This is a genomic window from Burkholderia sp. AU45388 (assembly GCF_030481585.1).
GTDB lineage: Bacteria > Pseudomonadota > Gammaproteobacteria > Burkholderiales > Burkholderiaceae > Burkholderia > Burkholderia sola.
The window spans coordinates 24,479-41,902 of the sequence record NZ_JAUJPV010000026.1; the positions used below are offsets into that span (position 1 = coordinate 24,479).

The following is a 17,424-nucleotide window of genomic DNA, read 5'->3' on the forward strand; positions in this document are numbered from 1 at the left end:
TACGTCCTCACTCGCACAGGCCGTAGTTCGAGGCGCACACCGTCGCGGGTTGAGCGTCCGCGAGCAGATCGTATTGACGCCCACCACGGGTCGTCTTTGACCATTCGATTACCTGCCAAATATGAGATGCGGCACCGGTATGGCCACCGTGCCCGGACAGGTGCATGAATGTCACCGGCGAGCCGGGACGGCACACCGCCGTGACGAGACGCTCCCACTCCGCGATCCGCTCGATGTGCTCGGGGAAACGCCGGGAAATCTCACGCAGTTCGACCTTCGCCGCATTGATGCACGGCATGCAGCCAACGCGGGACATGCCTTGTTTGTAGAGCGGGTTCGGGCGAATGCCAGCAGCCGCATGCGCCTCGAATACGTCATTGACGTTCCACCGCAGAATAGGGCGATAGACAGCGTAATAGCCGCCTCGATCCTCGTAGTACGGTAGCCATCGCCGTGCCTCGCTCTCGTCGGCGCGGACGCCCTGCCATGACTCGATGAAGTACCCGGCGTCGATAAGGTCGAGCGCGTACTCGGTCAGCGGATTGCGCTTCAGGTGTTCAGTGCAATATTGACGCTTGCGGCTCGGGAAACCGCCCTTCAACATGCACAGGTCCAAGAACGGATTCCCGGTCGGGTGCAGCAGTTCGAGGGCACGGGCTGCCGTCTGTTGCGTCCAGGTGTACCGGAACTGACGTGCGCCGTACACAGCGGACTCGGGCTCGCCCGCCGCGATGCGCGCAAGATTGGCGCGCTTGATCGCGAACTCGTCATCAAACGATGCTCGTACTACATCGACCGTGATTCCGAGTGCGCCGGGCAGGTATTCAAGCGCGTACGCATATGTTGCCTCGTGCTCGTTCCCCGTGTCGGCGAACACGGCCCGAACGTTTTCCGCACCATACAGTTCGAGCGCAACAAGTAGCGTCGCCGTGCTGTCTTTTCCGCCCGACAGCGAAACAACCCGCAGGGTCTTTCGATCCATATCAGCCATCGCCCTTCACGCTCGATGCGTCGACTGAACCGGCCACGCCGGTTCCGTGCCTTCATCGGGATGGGTGCCGCACCACGCGAGCACACCCACGATCGTGATCAGCCAAATCGCCCAAAGCGGCATCGGCTTTTTCTCGTGCGTTCGTTTCATCGTGTGAATCTCCAGTGGGTCAGCGAAATAGAAATCGGCGTTTCGACAGGTCGCGCAGCAGCGGGCGAAGAACGCGCATTGCGTCGGATTCGGCTTGATCGGATCGCGCGGTGCGTGGCGGGCTGGACAGATTCGGCGCGGCGGCCAGCGCACCAGCGCCGATGCCGAAGTCGGCCAAGTCCTCGATCAACAGTTCGCGCGTCGAAACCGGGGCGTCGTCGCGGATCTGAGTCATGTCACGGCCGCGCGGCAGTCGCCGCAAACAGTGGCATTTCGTCCGCGTCCGGATAAACACATGCCGACGCCCGGGGGTCAATGCCAGCAGCAGCGCATGCCGACGGAGAAACCCAAATCACTTCTTCGCGCGGCACCGTGCCCGCCTGCCCGTTCGCGCGCGTCTTGCGCGTGAAGCGCGCCCAACCCACCAGAGCACGGTCATACATTCCCGACGCGTAACCGCTGACGACCGCCATACCGCGCAGATTCGCGAGCATCGCCAGCAAATCGGCGTGCTCGAACGCGGACATTTCGCAGCGGTAGTCGCGACCAAGCCCGCGCGACACGCTGTTGCGCACTTCGGGCAGATACGGTGGGTCGACGTAGAAGAGGACACCCGGCGCGTCATACTTCGCGATCAGTTCGACGGCGGGCATATGCTCGATCATGGTTCCGCGCAAACGGGAGCCGACTGCCGCAAGGCGCGCCGGGTACCGCAGCCATTGCCCCGGCCCGTCGGACCAAACGTCGGCCGCAAATCCGATCGGCGAATGCAGCGGGCGCGTCGAGCCCGTGGCACCGAATCCCATCTGGGCACGGATGCACAAGCGCCGCGCGCGCTCGACCGGCTCGTCTGCGACGTGCCACGCCGCTTCGAATTCCGCCCGAGCGTACGGCGTGGCATTCAATGCGTCGATCAACAGCGCCCGCATTGCGGCGTCACGTACCACGCGGAACAGGTTCACGATTTCGCCGTCGAGATCGTTGTAAATCTCGATTCGACTGCGCGCCTTCTGCATGAGAACCGCGGCCGAGCCGCCGAACGGTTCGACGTAGATTTCATGCGGCGGCAGGTGCGAGAGCACCCACGGTGCGACGCGAAACTTGCTGCCGAAATAGCTGATCAGGGGCGCCGTAACGGTCACGCGGCCTCCGCGTAGATCGTTCGACGGCTTTCGCGCGCCGCGCGCAACGCGTCATCGCGTGACATGCAGCAAACGGGGGCGACCCCGCTTTCCTCGTACCAGTGGAATTCCGATCCGCTCACCGTGAAGTAGCCGCCGCGCGTGCGACGTTCGTAGAACGGACCGGTTTCGATAATGCCGCGCTCGATCTGGCGCGGCGCAGCGGCTTGAATGTCGGCAAGCGTCATACCGACCTCACGACAGCGAAAGCCCGCTCGACGCGGCACAAAGTCAACGCCTGCCGCTCGGCCTCATCGCTTGCGCGACGGCGGGCCATTTGCTCGGCGTTACTGGCGCGAATCACTCGCCGGATCGCGAGCGTTTCCGCCTCTTGTTTATTAGGAATGCTATAGATAATAGCCATTTCGTCATCCCTCGATTGAATCCGTTTGCTTTAGGAACTGGCGTCCGCTACTGTCCGAGACGCCTTCTGACGCGCGATATACTCACGCACTTTCGACAACCATTCAGCGGGAGCAGGCGCACCGTCGAATCCACCGATCGAAATCCATTTTAGAAAATAGGACAGTTCATCGATCGGGTCGCGTCGGCTTGTGCTATTGAATCGCCTATGAAAAAGCTTGATCGCGCAGGGGCTTGGGACCCGCTCATTGCCACTTTCAACGCGCAGTTCGAGCCACCCGAATTCGATGCAGAATTGGTTAAATGTCTCGGCCTCGCTCATGTAGACACATTGCGCGAATTCCGCCGATGTGCACCGCGCTTCGTCATTGGCGTTCGCACCGACGCAGGCGATCTGTATCGCCTCATTGGCGCGTACATTACCCCTGACGCGCGGCAAGTAGCGAATTGGTTTCTCGACAACGGTTTCACCGACGAAATCGGCATGGATGCTGTTGTCATTGAAGGTTGCGACCACATTTTCCGCCGTCATGCCTGACCACCTTTTGACGCGTGCTCGACGTGCTCGATTGCCCGATCCGGATCGCACGCGCGCCAGTCCGGCCACGTGCGCCCCTCGTTCGTCGTCAGCTTTGCCGTGAGCGCCGCCGTGATCTGTTCAGGCGTCGCGCCGGTACGCCACGCACCATCCAGCCCGAGCAGGATCACATCGATCCACTCGCGCAAGTCATCGGGCGCGGCCTCGACTTCGGCCAACTCTTTGCGGATGTGATCGCACACGCGAGCCGTGAGAGGGCCCGGACCGTAGGTGCGAGCGGAAAATGCACGTTGACGCCGCAGAAACGCGTGCATGTCGAATTCCGCGGGCATCAGCATGACGCGCGGATCGCGAGGCGCGCTTGAGAGCACGCGCCGCAGCGTTGCCACGTCGGCCGACGACAGTTCGCCAACCGGCTTGAGCACCACCACGGACTGATCGCCGCGCGAGTCACCGGCATCGATCCCAATCTGCGCTACAGCCCGGGCATACGCGGCACGGGCCAACGACGCACCGCGCGCCAGCAACGTGGCCCGAACATCATCACGCGTCGGATGCGACAGGACGACACCGGCTTGACGAGCCGCCACGGCCCACAGTTCGCGCTGATGGTCTGACAGCAACCCGGCTGCATTCGCGATGATTCGGTCGGCACATCGCAATTCGCGATACACGAAATCGGCGTGCGGGCTGGCGATAGCGGCCTGCCGTTCGAAAGCCCGGGTGATGCCCTCCCCGCTCACGTCATCGCGTTCGTTCGCGTTCGACCATGCGATTTTCTGATCGAACGTGAGCACGGAGAGCGCCGTGCGGATGATGACGTGTGCGGCGCGCAGCTCGTCGCGCAGTTCGTTGATGATGGTTTTCATGCCGCCCACCCTGCGCATCGCGCGCCATCGAAAGCAGTCCACTTGCGGACTAAGGCAATCATTGCATCCATCCACGCACGGAAATGCGGCGTGAGCGATTGGCGCATCGGCGCCGAAGGTGTAAGCGTTTGTTGCAGCGAAACGTGCATTTGACTTCCCCTATTCAACCCCTTGAACGGATACCGCGAGAAACATCACCCCGGCGCCTGAGTAGCTAGCTCAAGACCGGCGGGGTTGAGAACCGGTGCCGGGGTGACGGGTCGGAGAATAGTTCATACGGATTGACGCGTCAATATGCGTTAACGTTCATGCGCAACGACGTTGCGCGTCATGAACTGTTCAAATAGTATTGACGCCGGGTTGAGATTCTGATTGGGGTTCGAATGAAAACTACCGTCCAATTGCTGGACGACGTGAAGGCCAAGATGGACCTTCCGTCCGATTACGCCGCAGCAAAGGCGCTCGGCGTTACCCGCTCCGCAGTGAGCCAATGGCGAAATGGAAAGGCTACGTTCGATGACGACACGTGCCTTCTGGTCGCCGAAATTCTCGAAATTGATCCGTTCGACGTGCTCGCCTACGTCAATATCGAGCGCTCGCGCGATGAAGGACGCCGCGCGCGCTGGGTGCATGCACTGGAAAAATTTTCCAAGGGTTTTCGGTGGCTGGCGCTACCCGCTAACGCTTGTGGGGCTTTGGTCCCGCAGGTGTAACGCCAGCTTTAGTTAGCTACCACTGTTGATTATGTCAAATTCGATCCTAACTGATTTTTGGTAGATGGCCCGCGACAACGCCATCTGCTTTTTCAAGACAAGCCAAAGTGGTATCGGTTTGCTACGCAAACGCCACCTAATACGGGAACCCGATGCGCCCGTCGCCCATCGGATGCGCGACCGTCCCCATCCGGACGTCGTAGACGTCGGTCAGCACGGCGTCGCACATGAACTCGGCCGGCGTGCCGTCGACCACGACGCGCCCCTGCCGCAACGCGACGAGTCGGTCGCAGTAGCGCGCGGCGAGATTCACGTCGTGCAGCACCACCACCACGCACAGGCCGCGCTCGAGCGCCAGCGCGCGCACGAGCGCCAGCACCTCGATCTGATGCCGTATGTCGAGCGCGGAAATCGGCTCGTCGAGCAGCAGGCACTCGCTGCGCTGCGCGACGAGCATCGCGAGCCACGCGCGCTGCCGTTCGCCGCCCGACAGACTGTCCGCGGCCCGGTCCGCGAAGGCCGCGGTGTCCGTCGCACGCAGCGCCTCGTCGACCATCGCGCGATCATCGTCGCCGAACCGGCCCAGCGCGCCATGCCACGGATAGCGCCCCAGCGCGACGAGTTCGCGCACGGTCAGACCGTCGGTACCGGGCAGATGCTGCGGAAGATACGCGATCGCACGTGCGAGCGCCCGGTTCGCCCATGCGTCGAGCGGCCGGCCCTGCAGCCGAATCGTGCCGCCATGCGGTCGCTGCTGCCGCGCGAGCAGCTTCAAGAGCGTCGACTTGCCCGAGCCGTTGTGACCGAGCAGGCCGACCACGCTGCCGCGCGCAAACGCAAGATCGACCGGATGCAGCAGCACACGCCCGGCCGCTTCGAACGACACGCGTTCGAGCGCGAAGAACGGCGCCTGCAATTCGGCCACCCGCGCTGCCGCGGCCACGGACGACTCCGGCGCGCAAGCCTGCGCCGGTACGGAAGCAATCGGATTCATGTCGGAGATACCGTCGAATGCGACGTCACGGCACCGGACTGCGCGACGATCCGCCCGTAGTCGAGCTTCACGCTGCGATCGCCCAGCGAGAAATAGCGGTCGTCGTGCGAAATAACCAGCACCGTCTTGCCGCGCGCCTTGAGTTCCGGCAACAGTTGCCGGTAGAACACGTCCCTGAACAGCGGGTCCTGGTCGGCCGCCCATTCGTCGAACACGTAGAACGGCCGGTCCTCCAGGTATGCGACCAGCAGCGCGAGCCGCTTGCGTTGCCCCTGCGACAGGTCGAGCGTCGAGAACGCGGCGCCGTCGACCGCGACCTTGTGCGACAACTGCAGCGCGTCCAGCAACGCGTGCGCCCGCTGGCGCGACGCCGCGTCGATTCCGAACAGCCGCTCGAACAGGAAGAAATCGCTGAATACCGCCGAGAACAGGTGGCGGTAGCGCTCGCGCGACGCCGCGTCGACCGGTTCGCCGTCGAGCAGGATCCGCCCTCCTTCCGGTGCGTAAAGGCCCGTGATCAATTTCGCGAGCGTCGTCTTGCCGCTGCCGTTGCCGCCGATCAGGAACACCGTTTCGCCCGGTACGAACGACAGGTCGATCGGCCCCAGCGTGAACGCTTCGCCGTCGCGCACGTAGCGATGCGTGACGCCGTCGAGCGTGATCCGCGCGAACGCGTGCCCGGGCCGTTCGCCGTCGGCCGGCTCGCGCGGCAGTTCCGCGTCGAGCTGCTCGATACGCTCGAACGCGACGCGCGCGAGGCTGAGCGACGGAATCGCGGCGAGCAGCCCCTCGATCGGCATGATCATGTACAGGAACACCATCGCGTAGCCCGACGCGACGCGTGCATCGATCTCGAACCAGCGCGCGAGCACGAACAGCGTGAGGCCGATGAACGCGAACAACACCAGGTTGCCCCAGCTCGCCGCGGCCGCGTACAGCATGTAGCCGCGCGTGCGCTGCACGCGCACGGCTTCGACGCCCGGCTCCAGCATTTCACCGACGAACGCGTCACGCCGCGCCCGATGAAGCTTCAGTTCCTTCGCCCCATCGAACAGCGCGCGGAAGTGGCGCACGAGATCGTCCTCGCGCCTGCGCGAATCGCGCAGGTCGGCCATCGCGCGCCCCTGGACCGCGCGGAAGCCGAGCATCGCAATCCCGATCGTGACGGCGGCGAACAGCAGGATCTGCCATGACAGATAGCCGAGATACGCGAGACAGCCGGCAATGACCGCGCCCTGCATCGCAATCGTCGGCAAATTCACGAAAAACACGACGATCGTGTCGAGATCCTGCGTGAGCACCGACAGCGATTTCGCGCTGCCGAGCCGTTCGAGATCGGGGTACGACGCGTCGCCGATGCGGCGGATCGTGCGCATGCGCAGCATCGCCTTCGCACGCTGCCCGAGCGACATGAACAGCATCTGCGACACGGCGCGCGCGGCGAGCACCGCGACGACGACAGCCGCGAAACGCCAGCCGAGCGCGGCGAGGCGTTCGGGCGGTGCGCCGAGCGCCTGGTTGATCAGCGCGATCAGCGTCGCATTGCCGATCCCGCTCGCGAGGCTCGTCAACAACGCGAACGGCAGGGTCCAGCGAAAACTGCCGGTCAGGAAACGAAACAGCGACATGGAGTGTCCTTGCGCATGCGACGCGGCCGCGCCGCTCGCGCGACGGGCGGCGCGCCGCCATCGGGTGTAGTGGGGATTGAACGTGCCGCCGGCATCATCGTCGCAGCAGCCAGAACAAATACGGACCGCCGATCAGCGTCGCGAGAATGCCCGCCGGCAGTTGTTGCGGAAACAGCAGGTTGCGGCCGAGCCAGTCGGCGGCCACCATCAGCAGCCCGCCGATGAGCGCCGCGATGAGCAGTTGCGAACGCGCGCGCGCGAAGCCGAGCAGCCGCGCGAAGTGAGGCGCCATCAGGCCGACGAACGACATCGGTCCGATCACGATCGTCGCGCCCGCCGTCAGGAGCGCGGCCACCACGAACAGTGCCGCCCGTGCGTGGCTCGCACGCACGCCGAGCGCGGTCGCGACGTCGGCACCGAGCGGCAGGATGTCGAGCCAGCGCAGCGCCAGCCACGCGAGCGCGCCCCCCGCGACCGTGCAGATCCACACCGCAACCGCAGTCTGCGGCAGGACCACATAAGTCGAGCCCAACAGCAGCGCGCGTAGCAGTTCGGCCTGCACGCCGCCGCGCGCGGTCGCGAGCACGATCGCGGCCTGAGAGAACGCGCTGATCGCGATGCCGGCGAGCAGCATCCGGTCCGGCGCGAAGCCGGTGCGACGCCCGAACGCGATGATCGCCGCCAGGCACGCGAGCGCGCCCGCCGACGCACCGCCGAGCAACGCGGGCGCGGACGGCACGCCCACGCCGAGCGCGACCGCCAGCAGCCCGAGCATCGCGCCGCCGCTCACGCCGAGCAGATCCGGGCTCGCCATCGGGTTGCCGATCAGGCGCTGCAGCACCGTGCCGGCCAGCCCAACCATCACGCCCGCGCCGAGCGATGCAGCGACGCGCGGCACGCGCCAGAACGCGACAGCCGGCCATTGCGCGGCATGCGTCCATTGCCAGCCGTCGATCGTCACCGCGAAATGCAGCGACACCCATACGGCCAGCACGAGCGCAACGCCGCCCGGCAACACGAACCGGACGACGGAACGGCGCCGCGTGTCGTACGTATCGATCGCAGACCGCACGCCGCCGGTACGGACGCCCCGCAGCATCGCCAGCAGCAGCGGACCGGCGAGCAGCGCCAGCGCCGCGCCGGTCGGCAACCGGCCGCCCAGTACGCCGGGCAGGCACTGCACGAGCTGATCCGCGAGCGTCAGCAGCAGCGCGCCGATGCACGGCGCCCACGCGAGCTGGTCGCGCAGCCGGCGCGCCCCCGCGAGCCGCGCGAGCGCGGGGCCGCCAAGCCCGATGAAACCGATCACGCCAACCGCGCTCGTCGCGAGCGCGCTCAGGCACACGGCGATCGCGAGCGCGACCAACCGCACCGCCGTGACCGACAACCCGAGCTGGCGCGCGCCGCGATCATCCAACGCGAACAGCGCCAGCGGCCGCGCGAGCAGCCACGCCGCGACCATGCAGCCGGCCACGCGCGGCACGAGCCAGGCCGCGACCTCCCAGCCGTTCTGCACGAGCGAGCCCGCGCCCCAGATGAACACCGCAACCAGCGAACGCTCGTTCACGATCGCCAACAGCACGGCGAGCGCGCCGCCGTACAGGCTCACGACCATGCCGGCGAGCGTCACCGGCACGGGCGCGAAACCCTTGCGCCAGGTCAGCGCGAGCGTCGCCGCGATCGCGATCGCCGCACCGCCGAGCGCAACCGCGAAGCGCTCGCCCGCCACCAGCGCCGGTGCGACGATCGACGTGGCCGACAGCGCGAGCGACGCGCCCGACGATACGCCAAGCGTCAACGGCTCCGCGAGCGGATTGCGCAGCACCTGCTGAAACACGACCCCGGCCAGTGCGAGCGCGGCGCCCGTCGTCATCGACACGACGACGCGCGGCAGCCACGCATAGCGCGCGACGAGTTGCGCCATCGACACGTCCGCGCCGCCCGTCAGCATGCCGGGCCATTGCGCGACGGGAAGCTGCGCGGCCAGCGTGTGAAAGACGGCCCACACCGTTGCCAGCGCCAGCAGCGCCGGCAGCACCCACGCGCGCGAGCCGGCATCGGCCGTCATCGTCCGCGCCCTCATCGCGCGCCCTCCTGCAATGCGAGTGCCAGGCCATGCGCGAAGCGCATCGACGCAACGACGCCCCCGAGCGATGGCAGCGCGCCGAGCGTGCGCACGCGGCCTGCCTTCACGAACGGGAGCGCATTCCACAGTGGGCCACGCGCCAGCTGCGCACCGACACCGGGCGGCATGTCGAGCACCAGCGCCTGCGCGTCGGGCTGCCGCGCGAGCGCGGCGAGTTCGGTTTGCGTCGCACCTTGCGGATCGGCATCGCCGCGCCATGCATTCGCGATCCCGACGCGCGACAGCACCCCGCCGTACAGACTGTTTTCACCGAGCACCGACATGTGCCGATCGTCGATCGGATACAGCAGGTACACCGGCCGCTTCGTCGCACGAAAACCAGCCAGCTGCCGCGTGACGTTGCCAAGCTGCGCATCGGCCCGCGCCAGCAGCACGTCGGCTGTCGCCGGGCGGTCGAAGACCTGCGCGAGCTGCCGAGTCGCATCGCGAACGGCCGCATACACATCGAGGCCTTGCCCGAACAGACCGACGGTCAAGGTCGGCGCAATCCGTTCGAGCATCGCGCGCAGCGGCGCGTGGAACGGCGTGATCACGATCAGATCCGGCTTCAGCGCATCGAGCACCTCGAAGTTCGGCTGGAACAGCAGCCCCGTATCGGTCACGTCGCGCGGTAACGGCGGAACGCCGTCGACACGCATGTACCACGGCGGACGCGACACGCCCACCGGCACGACGCCCAGCGACAGCACGATCTCGGTCAGCGGCCAGTCCAGCACGACGATTCTCGGTGCGTTCGGTGCGAAAGCCGGCTTCATGGGCAACGATGGCGGCGCCGCAACGACCGCACGCGCCGCGGCGCTCATGCCGCCGAGCGCCGCCGCACACCACGCAAGCGCGCGGCGGCGTGTCGCGTCTACCTGTTGCGCATCGAAACCGCCGATGTTCTTCCGCACCGGGCTCACCATTGATAGCGCGCCGTGCCGAGCACCGTCCGCGTCGCGCCCCAATAGCACACCGACGCCGACGAGCAGTACGAGATGTATTCGCGGTCGAACAGGTTGTTCACGTTCAGCGCGAGTCGCCAGTTCTTCAGGTCGTAGTGCACGCCCAGATCGACCAGCACACGCGCCGGCACGTCGAACGTATTCGTGCTGTCGCCCGCCGAACGGCTCGTGTAACGCACGCCCGACCCGATCCCGAAGTGACGCAGCGGCCCCGACAGGAACGTGTAGTCGGCCCAGGCGGCCGCCGTGTGGCGCGGCGCGACCGTCGGCCGCTTGCCGAGGTTCGCCGTCGTGCTCTCGGTCACCGACTGGTTCAGGTACGAATACGACGCGATCAGCTTCAGGTTCGGCGTGACGTTCGCATGCGCCTCCGCCTCGATGCCGCGCGAGCGCACCTGCCCGGTCTGGATCGCGAACTGCGGATGGGCCGGATCGGTCACTTGCACGTTGTCCTGCGTGAGCGTAAACGCCGCGACCGAGAAGAACCCGTCGAAACCCTTCGGCTGGTAACGCATGCCGGCCTCGAGCTGCTTGCCCTTGGTCGGCGAGTACGGCTGGCCGCCAAATGCCGCGCCGAGCAGCGGCTGGAACGAACGGGCGAAACTGACGTAAGGTGCGATCCCGTTGTCGAAGCGGTATGCGAGGCCCGCGCGCCACGTGAACGCGTGATCGTTCGAGTGATAGAGCGTGCCCGCGCCGGTCGCGATCGACGTGGTCTGCTGGTTGCCGCCGGTCCAGTCCTGACGCACGCCGAGCGTGAGCACCCAGTTCCGGTAGCGCGCCTCGTCCTGCGCGTAGATTCCGAACGTGCTGAGTGCATAGTCGAGCCGCGTGTTGACGGGCTGGGTCGCCAGCGCCGCATAGTTCGGCTGGAACAGGTTGACCGTGCCGACCACGGCGTTGCCTTCGTTGTCACCGAGCATCGAGCGCTGATAGTCGATGCCGAACAGCACCGTATGCTCGATCGGCCCGGTCGAGACGCGCGCCTGCGCATGCGTGTCGACCTCGAACTGCGTGTAGTGCTCGTTGTCGACGTTGCCCCACATCGAGACCGTCTTGCCATCGGCCGCGAATGGACTCGTGACCGACGTCTGGTAGTAGTGCTGGTCGATGTGCAGGTAGCGCAGCGTCTGCGACACGCTGATGCGGTCGTCGAACGCATGCTCGAACTGATAACCGAACCAGTACTGCGTGCGCTGCATGCCGTCCCGGTCGGGATCGCCGAAATAGCGGTCCGGGCCGAGCCGGCCGTTCGGGTTCGCGAACAGCGTGCCGCTCGCGGGCACCGGATTGAACAGGCCGCCGTTCGGATCGCGCTGGAAACCGCCCTGCAGCGTGAAAGTCGTGTCGCGATCCGGGCGCAGCGTGACCGACGGCGCGATCGCGATCCGCTGGTCCTTGATCTGGCTGACCTGCGTGTCGGCCGTCCGGCCGAGGCCCACCACGCGGTACGACACCGTGCCCGCCTTGTCCACCGGGCCGCTGAAGTCGAAGCCGAGCTGGTAGTTGTCGTGGTTGCCGACCTGCAGCATGACTTCGTGATACGGCTCCGCCGTCGGCAGCTTGCTCACGTAATTGACGAGGCCGCCCGGGCTGCCCTGACCGTACAGGACCGACGCCGGTCCGTGCAGGACTTCCATCCGTTCGACGAAGTACGGATCGATGCGCGGCGTCGCGAAACGCGGCGACTGGTACAGATGCAGGCCGTCGAAATAGGAATCGAGCGGGAAGCCGCGCCCCGCCAACTGGTCGAAGCGGATATCGGTGCCGTCCTGCGAATAGACGCCCGGCGTATAACGCAGCGCCTGGTCGACCGTCTGCACGCCGAGATCGTCCATCTGGCCGCGCGTGACGATCGACACGCTCTGCGGCTGCGTGAGTCGGTCCGAATCCGTCTTCGTGGCAGTCGTCGAACGCGTCGCGACATAGCCCACGCCCGGCCCCGTCGGGTCTTGCATCGACCGCGCCCGCACTTCCAGCGCCGGCAGCGTGCCGCCCGATGCGGGCGCGGGCGCGGTTGCGTCGTCCGCGGCGTTCGCCCGCAGCACCGTGCCGCCCAGCAGCGTCGCCGCGATGCCCAGCTTCAATGGCCTTCCCATTTCCCCGAACCTCATTCCAGTCGCCCCTGCGTATGGCTTTCGCCGATTCTCGACATTGCTAATGCGACTCATTACCATTTTTAGTCGCACTATCGTTTTCGTTTATTTGACACCCAGCAAGAATAACGACTACCTTATTTCGCAGGTAGACAAAAAATATTCAATTTCAGCCAAATTCTGTCCGACGCTGAACATCTCGAATCACTCGACCCGGACCCTGGATGAAGGAATTCCTGCTCAATCGCTATCCGCACGAACGGCGGCGCCTGCCGCGCCCGGTCATCGTGCGGGCGATCGCGTACCAGAACGGCCAGCACGAGCCATGGCACCAGCACGAATTCGGTCACGTGATCGTCGCGCTGAAGGGTGTCGTGCGCGTGCTGACGCCGAACCGCACCTGGACGCTGCCGCCGTCGCGCGGCGTATGGTTACCGCCGAACATCGACCACGAACTGCACGCGGTCGGGAGCCTGACTCTGTGCACGATCAGCGTCGAGTCGGACGCCACGCCGTGGCGCTGGTCGACCGCCCGGGTGATCGCGATCGACTCGCTGATTCGCGAACTTGTCGCGAACATGCTGCCCGACGGCTACGACTACCCGCCCGACGGCCGCACCGCGCTGTCGGTACCGCTGCTGCTGAAGCTGCTGGAGGAAGCGCCGCCGCTCGGCGAAGGCGGCTTGCCGCTGCCACGCGACCGGCGGCTGCTGGCGATCTGCGAGCACATGATGACGGACCCGGCGAACGACTACACGCTCGACCGCTGGGCCGACGAGATCGGCACGAGCAGCCGCACGCTCGCGCGGCATTTCCGCGACGAAACGGGAATGAGCTTCGGCCACTGGCGGCAGCACATGCGCGCGAACGAGGCGATGACGCGGCTCGCGCAGGGCGCGAGCGTCGCGTCCGTCGCGCTCGATCTCGGGTACAGCACGCCGAGCGCCTTTATCGTGATGTTCCGGCGGCTGTTCGGGCAGGCGCCCCAGCAATACCTGTCGACCGGAAGCTGACCAATTCCACCAGACGCGCCACTCTCGAACTGAGGGCGGTCGGAAAAATGGAAGCCAACGTTTCGTAAAACCGAGAGACGGAGGCATGGATGAATCGAATTCCAAGCGTGGTCTATACGAAGGAACTTCGCTCTGGAACGGACTCGGTAATCCTCCCGTTTTCCACGGGTTCAGAGGTAGAAATCGTCTCGACAGCATCGATGTCCAGTGCTGCCTCGTTACACCACGACCCGCTTGTCCAATATATTATTCATCACCGTTCAGCCGCACTTCAGATTGAACAAATGCCAAACTTCCCCCCCGATTTACGTCAATGGTATTACTTCGTGGCCGTTGCAGAAGAGCGGCATTTCGGTCGCGCGGCCGCGCGACTATCAATGACCCAGCCTCCGCTGTCACAGGCTATTCGCGCCCTGGAGGGGGAACTCGGCGTAGAGTTATTTGCGCGCACGAAGCGCAGTGTTGCGCTAACCGCGGTCGGCGAAGCACTGCTTCCGGAAGTGCTCAAACTCCTCGCGGCTGCAGAGGCGCTTCCCCCTCTGGCGCAAAGCCTCGCGCTCGGCGAGACCGGGAGGTTGTCACTCGCGTTCGTATCGATTGCCGATTACGGGCTTCTCCCTTCATTGCTACGCGAGTTCGGAACGCGCTATCCGCTGGTGCGGTTGCAACTTACCGAATCGACGACTGACGTGCAAATCGACGAGTTGGCCGCGGGCCACATCGACGCAGGCCTGATTATCGCCCCGGTGCCACCACGTTACGTGGCCGAGATATCGTACTTGCCGCTTCTGAGCGAGCCGCTCGTGCTTGCGATGCCAACTGCCGTGTCGAACGCTCCGGAGGATGTGCCCATCCACCTGAAGGAAGTCGCAACGCTTCCACTCGTGATTTTTCCGCGTCGTCTCGCGCCGGAGTTTTACGATGGCATCATGGGGTGCTACAGCGCTGCAGGCGTTGTCCCGCGAATCGGCCAGGAAGCAATCCAGATGCAGACGATCATCAGCCTCGTTTCCGCAGGCATTGGCGTTGCGCTGGTGCCGCAATCATTGCGTAACCTGCGACGTACAGGCGTCATCTATCGGCCGCTCGCACACGACCCGTTCATCGTTGAAACCGGCCTCGCGTGGCGGACGGGTGATATCAGCCGTGTGCTCGCAAGCTTCATCAACATCGTGCGGACACTGCCCCCCACATGATTCAAACGAGAACCGCGTAAATCCCGGCATGCCGGGACGGATTCTCCTGCCTTCTACCGTACGACGATCAACACACGGATCGCAGCCACGCCGCGCCGTGGACGAAACGGTCGATCGCTAGTAGTTCATCGCACGCCCGATCGACGCGAACGGGCGCGACACCGGTCAGGCTTTACCGTGCCCCTGCGATCCCGGGCCCGACGAGAATTCGCGGACCCCATCGCGATTGATGCCGAAACCGAGGCCCGGCGTGTCGGGCAGTGCCAACGTCCCGTTCTGCGCGGTCGGCAGGCCGGTAAACAGGTTTCGGCAGATATCGACCGCGACGACGTGCCACTCGACCGAGCCGCCGTTCGCGAGTCCGCCGTGCAGATGCATGTTGTGGAACGGGAACGTGCCGCCGTTGTCGATCGGCACACCGAACGCCTGTGCGAGCGCGGCCGCACGCGCCGCGACGGAGAACCCGCCGCACACGCACACGTTTGGCTGGAGGATGTCGACGGCGTCATTCACGAGGAAATCCCTGAACCGGAACAACTGCCCCTCGCTTTGCCCGGTGGCGACCGGAATGCCGCCGCGCTTTCTCAGGTCGGCGAGCTTCGCGGGGTCGTTCCCGGCGATCGGCTCCTCGAAGAAACCGATGTCGCAATCGGCCACGCGCTCGGCAAGCCGCAGCGCGTGATAGTGGTCGAGCCCGCAATTCGCGTCGATGTAAATCTCGGCGGCGTCGCCCACCGCATCGCGCACCGCGCGCACGCGCGCAACGTCGTCCGCGACGACCTGGTCGAGCGACCGCCCTTCGTCGCGGCGCGCAAGCGCGTGATAGCCGACGATCATCTTGATGCGGCAATGTCCGGCGCCGATGAGCGCACGCGCGGCATGTATCAGCTCCGGGCGCTCGAGCGACGCGAAGCCGAACGTCGTATACAGCGGCACGACCGGACGCGCGCCGCCGAGCATTTTCCATACCGGCAGTCCCGCGATCTTGCCGATCGCATCCCAGACCGCGATGTCGATCGCGGAAATCACGTGCCCCGCATAGCCGGTCTGCCCGCGCGGGCATAGCAGCCAGTACAGCTTGTCGAGAATCCGCTCGCGCTCGACGACGTTCATCCCGACCAGGTTGGGTGCGGCGACGTGATCGATCGCCGCGGCCACGACCGCTTCGTCGGTGATCGCCGTGAAGCCGTGGCCGACCACGCCCTGCGACGTCTCGATTTCGACGACGACGCCCGACAGTTTGCCGGACAACCGCACGCCGGCGATCTCCGCGTCGCCACGCGCGAACACCGGCGTCGCGGTCACTTTCACGATGTTGTGCTGCATGTCTTCTCCGTTTTTTTTAAGGGAATGGCAGAACTGCGGGGGCCGCGTCGTCGCGCGGCATCACCGGCCCTTCTCGCGACGCAGCACGCACGTCAGCCCGATGCCGGTCAGCAGGCCCCAGAACGCGCCGCCGATGCCGAGAAACGCATGGCTCGCCATCGTCACGAGGAAGGTCAGGATCGCGGCCTCGCGCGCGTCCTTCTCGGTGAATGCGTTGAGCAGCGCGCCGCCGAGGGCGTTCATCAGCGCGAGGCCGGCAACCGCTTCGATGATGATCGGCGGCGCGACCGCGATGAACAGCGTCGCGGCGCTCGCCGCGAACCCGTACACAATGTACGCGGCGCCGCAGACGATTCCGGCCCAGTAGCGCCGCGATTCGTCGGGGCCGGCCTCCTCGCCGGCGCACAGTGCGGCGGTGACCGCGGCCAGCCCGATCGGCGGCCCGCCGAAAGGCGCGGCGAGCAGACTGCACAGCCCCGTGGCCGTGAACAGCCGCGACGCCTCGGGCCGGTAGCCGTTGACGTTGAGCACCGCGACGCCCGGGATGTTCTGCGACGCCATCGTCACGATGAAGAGCGGCACCGCGACGCTCACCATCGTCGATGCCGAGAACGCGGGCCCGACGAGCGCAAGGTGCGGCAACATCCCGGTCGCGCCGACGCCACCCGTCTTCGCGATGAACGCGATCACGATCAGCGTCGCGACCGCAGCGCAAGGCACGGCGAGAATCTTGCGAACCCGCATGATCACGACCCAGACGAGCAGGATCGGCGCGACGTACAGCGGATACTGCTCGAGTGCGTGTATCGGGGCGACACAGAGGTTCAGGATGATCCCCGCGAGCATCGCGTTGGCGATCGGCAGCGGAATCCTCGAGATCGCGCGGCCGAGCGGCTTCCATAGCCCGGCCAGCGTGAGCAGCACGCCGGTCAGCACGAGCGCGCCGACCGCGGCCGGATAGCCGCCCTTCACGGCGCCCAGGCCGAGCAGCAGCGCCGCGCCGGGCGTCGACCACGCAGCGCTGACGGGCATCCGGGTCCGGTAGCTGAGCACGATGCCGGCCAGCCCCATTACGATCGAGACGGCCATCAGGCCGGACGCGGCCTGCACGCGCGTTGCACCGACGTTCGTCAGCGCATTCACGATCAGCGTGAACGTCGATGCAAAGCCGACGAACGACGCCAACGCGCCCGCGCCGGCCGCCCGCGCCGAGAACCCGCGATCGGCCTTCATTTCCGCGATACTGCTCATCTGTCCTCCGTGAGATGGATTCGAT

18 protein-coding genes are annotated in these 17,424 nt (G+C 65.7%); 4 read left to right on the forward strand and 14 right to left on the reverse strand.

What is annotated here, in order from left to right:
• Positions 1-7 precede the first annotated feature (7 nt).
• Genes QZM72_RS30040 through QZM72_RS30065 form a run of 6 tightly spaced genes read right to left on the reverse strand, consistent with a single transcriptional unit; the run spans position 8 to position 2,686 of the window.
• Positions 8-982, reverse strand: coding sequence for a phosphoadenosine phosphosulfate reductase family protein (locus QZM72_RS30040; RefSeq protein ID WP_301739889.1), 975 nt, complete (start codon positions 980-982; stop codon positions 8-10).
• 15 nt (positions 983-997) lie between these two features.
• Positions 998-1,141 carry a hypothetical protein gene (locus QZM72_RS30045; RefSeq protein ID WP_301739890.1) on the reverse strand — a complete coding sequence of 48 codons (144 nt, stop codon included), beginning with the start codon at positions 1,139-1,141 and terminating at the stop codon, positions 998-1,000.
• Positions 1,142-1,160: 19 nt separating this feature from the next.
• Positions 1,161-1,376 (reverse strand): hypothetical protein, encoded by a 216-nt coding sequence (locus tag QZM72_RS30050; RefSeq protein WP_175754532.1) that lies wholly within the window; start codon positions 1,374-1,376, stop codon positions 1,161-1,163.
• 1 nt (position 1,377) lies between these two features.
• A complete protein-coding gene (locus QZM72_RS30055) occupies positions 1,378-2,283 on the reverse strand; it encodes a DNA adenine methylase (RefSeq protein WP_301739891.1) in 906 nt (301 codons plus the stop codon).
• Positions 2,280-2,510: a hypothetical protein gene (locus tag QZM72_RS30060; RefSeq protein ID WP_301739892.1), complete on the reverse strand. Its 231-nt coding sequence runs from the start codon at positions 2,508-2,510 to the stop codon at positions 2,280-2,282. Before QZM72_RS30060 ends, QZM72_RS30055 begins: the two co-directional genes overlap by 4 nt.
• Positions 2,507-2,686: a hypothetical protein gene (locus tag QZM72_RS30065; protein ID WP_301739893.1), complete on the reverse strand. Its 180-nt coding sequence runs from the start codon at positions 2,684-2,686 to the stop codon at positions 2,507-2,509. The genes QZM72_RS30060 and QZM72_RS30065 overlap by 4 nt, the downstream gene beginning before the upstream one ends.
• Before the next feature lie 207 nt (positions 2,687-2,893).
• Here QZM72_RS30065 and QZM72_RS30070 point away from each other — a divergent pair, with 207 nt between their 5' ends.
• Positions 2,894-3,223 carry a hypothetical protein gene (locus QZM72_RS30070; RefSeq protein WP_301739894.1) on the forward strand — a complete coding sequence of 110 codons (330 nt, stop codon included), beginning with the start codon at positions 2,894-2,896 and terminating at the stop codon, positions 3,221-3,223.
• On the opposite strand, the gene QZM72_RS30075 is transcribed toward QZM72_RS30070, so the two are convergent.
• Positions 3,214-4,092 carry a dATP/dGTP pyrophosphohydrolase domain-containing protein gene (locus tag QZM72_RS30075; protein WP_301739895.1) on the reverse strand — a complete coding sequence of 293 codons (879 nt, stop codon included), beginning with the start codon at positions 4,090-4,092 and terminating at the stop codon, positions 3,214-3,216. The genes QZM72_RS30070 and QZM72_RS30075 overlap by 10 nt on opposite strands.
• Before the next feature lie 383 nt (positions 4,093-4,475).
• Between QZM72_RS30075 and QZM72_RS30080 the strand changes: the two genes are divergently transcribed.
• Entirely contained in the window at positions 4,476-4,805 is a 330-nt protein-coding gene (locus tag QZM72_RS30080; RefSeq protein ID WP_301739896.1) for a helix-turn-helix domain-containing protein, read from the forward strand.
• 136 nt (positions 4,806-4,941) lie between these two features.
• Here QZM72_RS30080 and QZM72_RS30085 read toward each other — a convergent pair whose 3' ends face one another.
• The 5 genes from QZM72_RS30085 to QZM72_RS30105 form a co-directional block, all read right to left on the reverse strand.
• The gene (locus QZM72_RS30085) at positions 4,942-5,799 is read right to left on the reverse strand and encodes an ATP-binding cassette domain-containing protein (protein ID WP_301739897.1); all 858 of its coding nucleotides are present in this window, start codon (positions 5,797-5,799) and stop codon (positions 4,942-4,944) included.
• Entirely contained in the window at positions 5,796-7,427 is a 1,632-nt protein-coding gene (locus QZM72_RS30090) for a cyclic peptide export ABC transporter (RefSeq protein WP_301739898.1), read from the reverse strand. Before QZM72_RS30090 ends, QZM72_RS30085 begins: the two co-directional genes overlap by 4 nt.
• 94 nt (positions 7,428-7,521) lie before the next feature.
• On the reverse strand, positions 7,522-9,510 hold the full coding sequence (gene fhuB, locus QZM72_RS30095; protein WP_301739899.1) for a Fe(3+)-hydroxamate ABC transporter permease FhuB: 1,989 nt from the start codon (positions 9,508-9,510) through the stop codon (positions 7,522-7,524).
• Positions 9,507-10,466 carry an ABC transporter substrate-binding protein gene (locus tag QZM72_RS30100; RefSeq protein WP_301739900.1) on the reverse strand — a complete coding sequence of 320 codons (960 nt, stop codon included), beginning with the start codon at positions 10,464-10,466 and terminating at the stop codon, positions 9,507-9,509. Before QZM72_RS30100 ends, fhuB begins: the two co-directional genes overlap by 4 nt.
• 5 nt (positions 10,467-10,471) lie before the next feature.
• The gene (locus QZM72_RS30105; RefSeq protein WP_256979611.1) at positions 10,472-12,616 is read right to left on the reverse strand and encodes a TonB-dependent siderophore receptor; all 2,145 of its coding nucleotides are present in this window, start codon (positions 12,614-12,616) and stop codon (positions 10,472-10,474) included.
• A 221-nt stretch (positions 12,617-12,837) separates the two neighbouring features.
• Between QZM72_RS30105 and QZM72_RS30110 the strand changes: the two genes are divergently transcribed.
• Together QZM72_RS30110 and QZM72_RS30115 are read left to right on the forward strand one after the other, a co-directional pair.
• Positions 12,838-13,626 (forward strand): helix-turn-helix domain-containing protein, encoded by a 789-nt coding sequence (locus QZM72_RS30110; protein WP_089467494.1) that lies wholly within the window; start codon positions 12,838-12,840, stop codon positions 13,624-13,626.
• Between the two features lie 284 nt (positions 13,627-13,910).
• The gene (locus tag QZM72_RS30115) at positions 13,911-14,822 is read left to right on the forward strand and encodes a LysR family transcriptional regulator (protein WP_301739917.1); all 912 of its coding nucleotides are present in this window, start codon (positions 13,911-13,913) and stop codon (positions 14,820-14,822) included.
• A 165-nt stretch (positions 14,823-14,987) separates the two neighbouring features.
• Here the strand turns inward: QZM72_RS30115 and QZM72_RS30120 are convergent, their stop codons facing one another.
• Positions 14,988-16,148 (reverse strand): mandelate racemase/muconate lactonizing enzyme family protein, encoded by a 1,161-nt coding sequence (locus QZM72_RS30120; protein ID WP_301739901.1) that lies wholly within the window; start codon positions 16,146-16,148, stop codon positions 14,988-14,990.
• 60 nt (positions 16,149-16,208) lie between these two features.
• On the reverse strand, positions 16,209-17,399 hold the full coding sequence (locus QZM72_RS30125; RefSeq protein WP_301739902.1) for a benzoate/H(+) symporter BenE family transporter: 1,191 nt from the start codon (positions 17,397-17,399) through the stop codon (positions 16,209-16,211).
• Positions 17,400-17,424 lie beyond the last annotated feature (25 nt).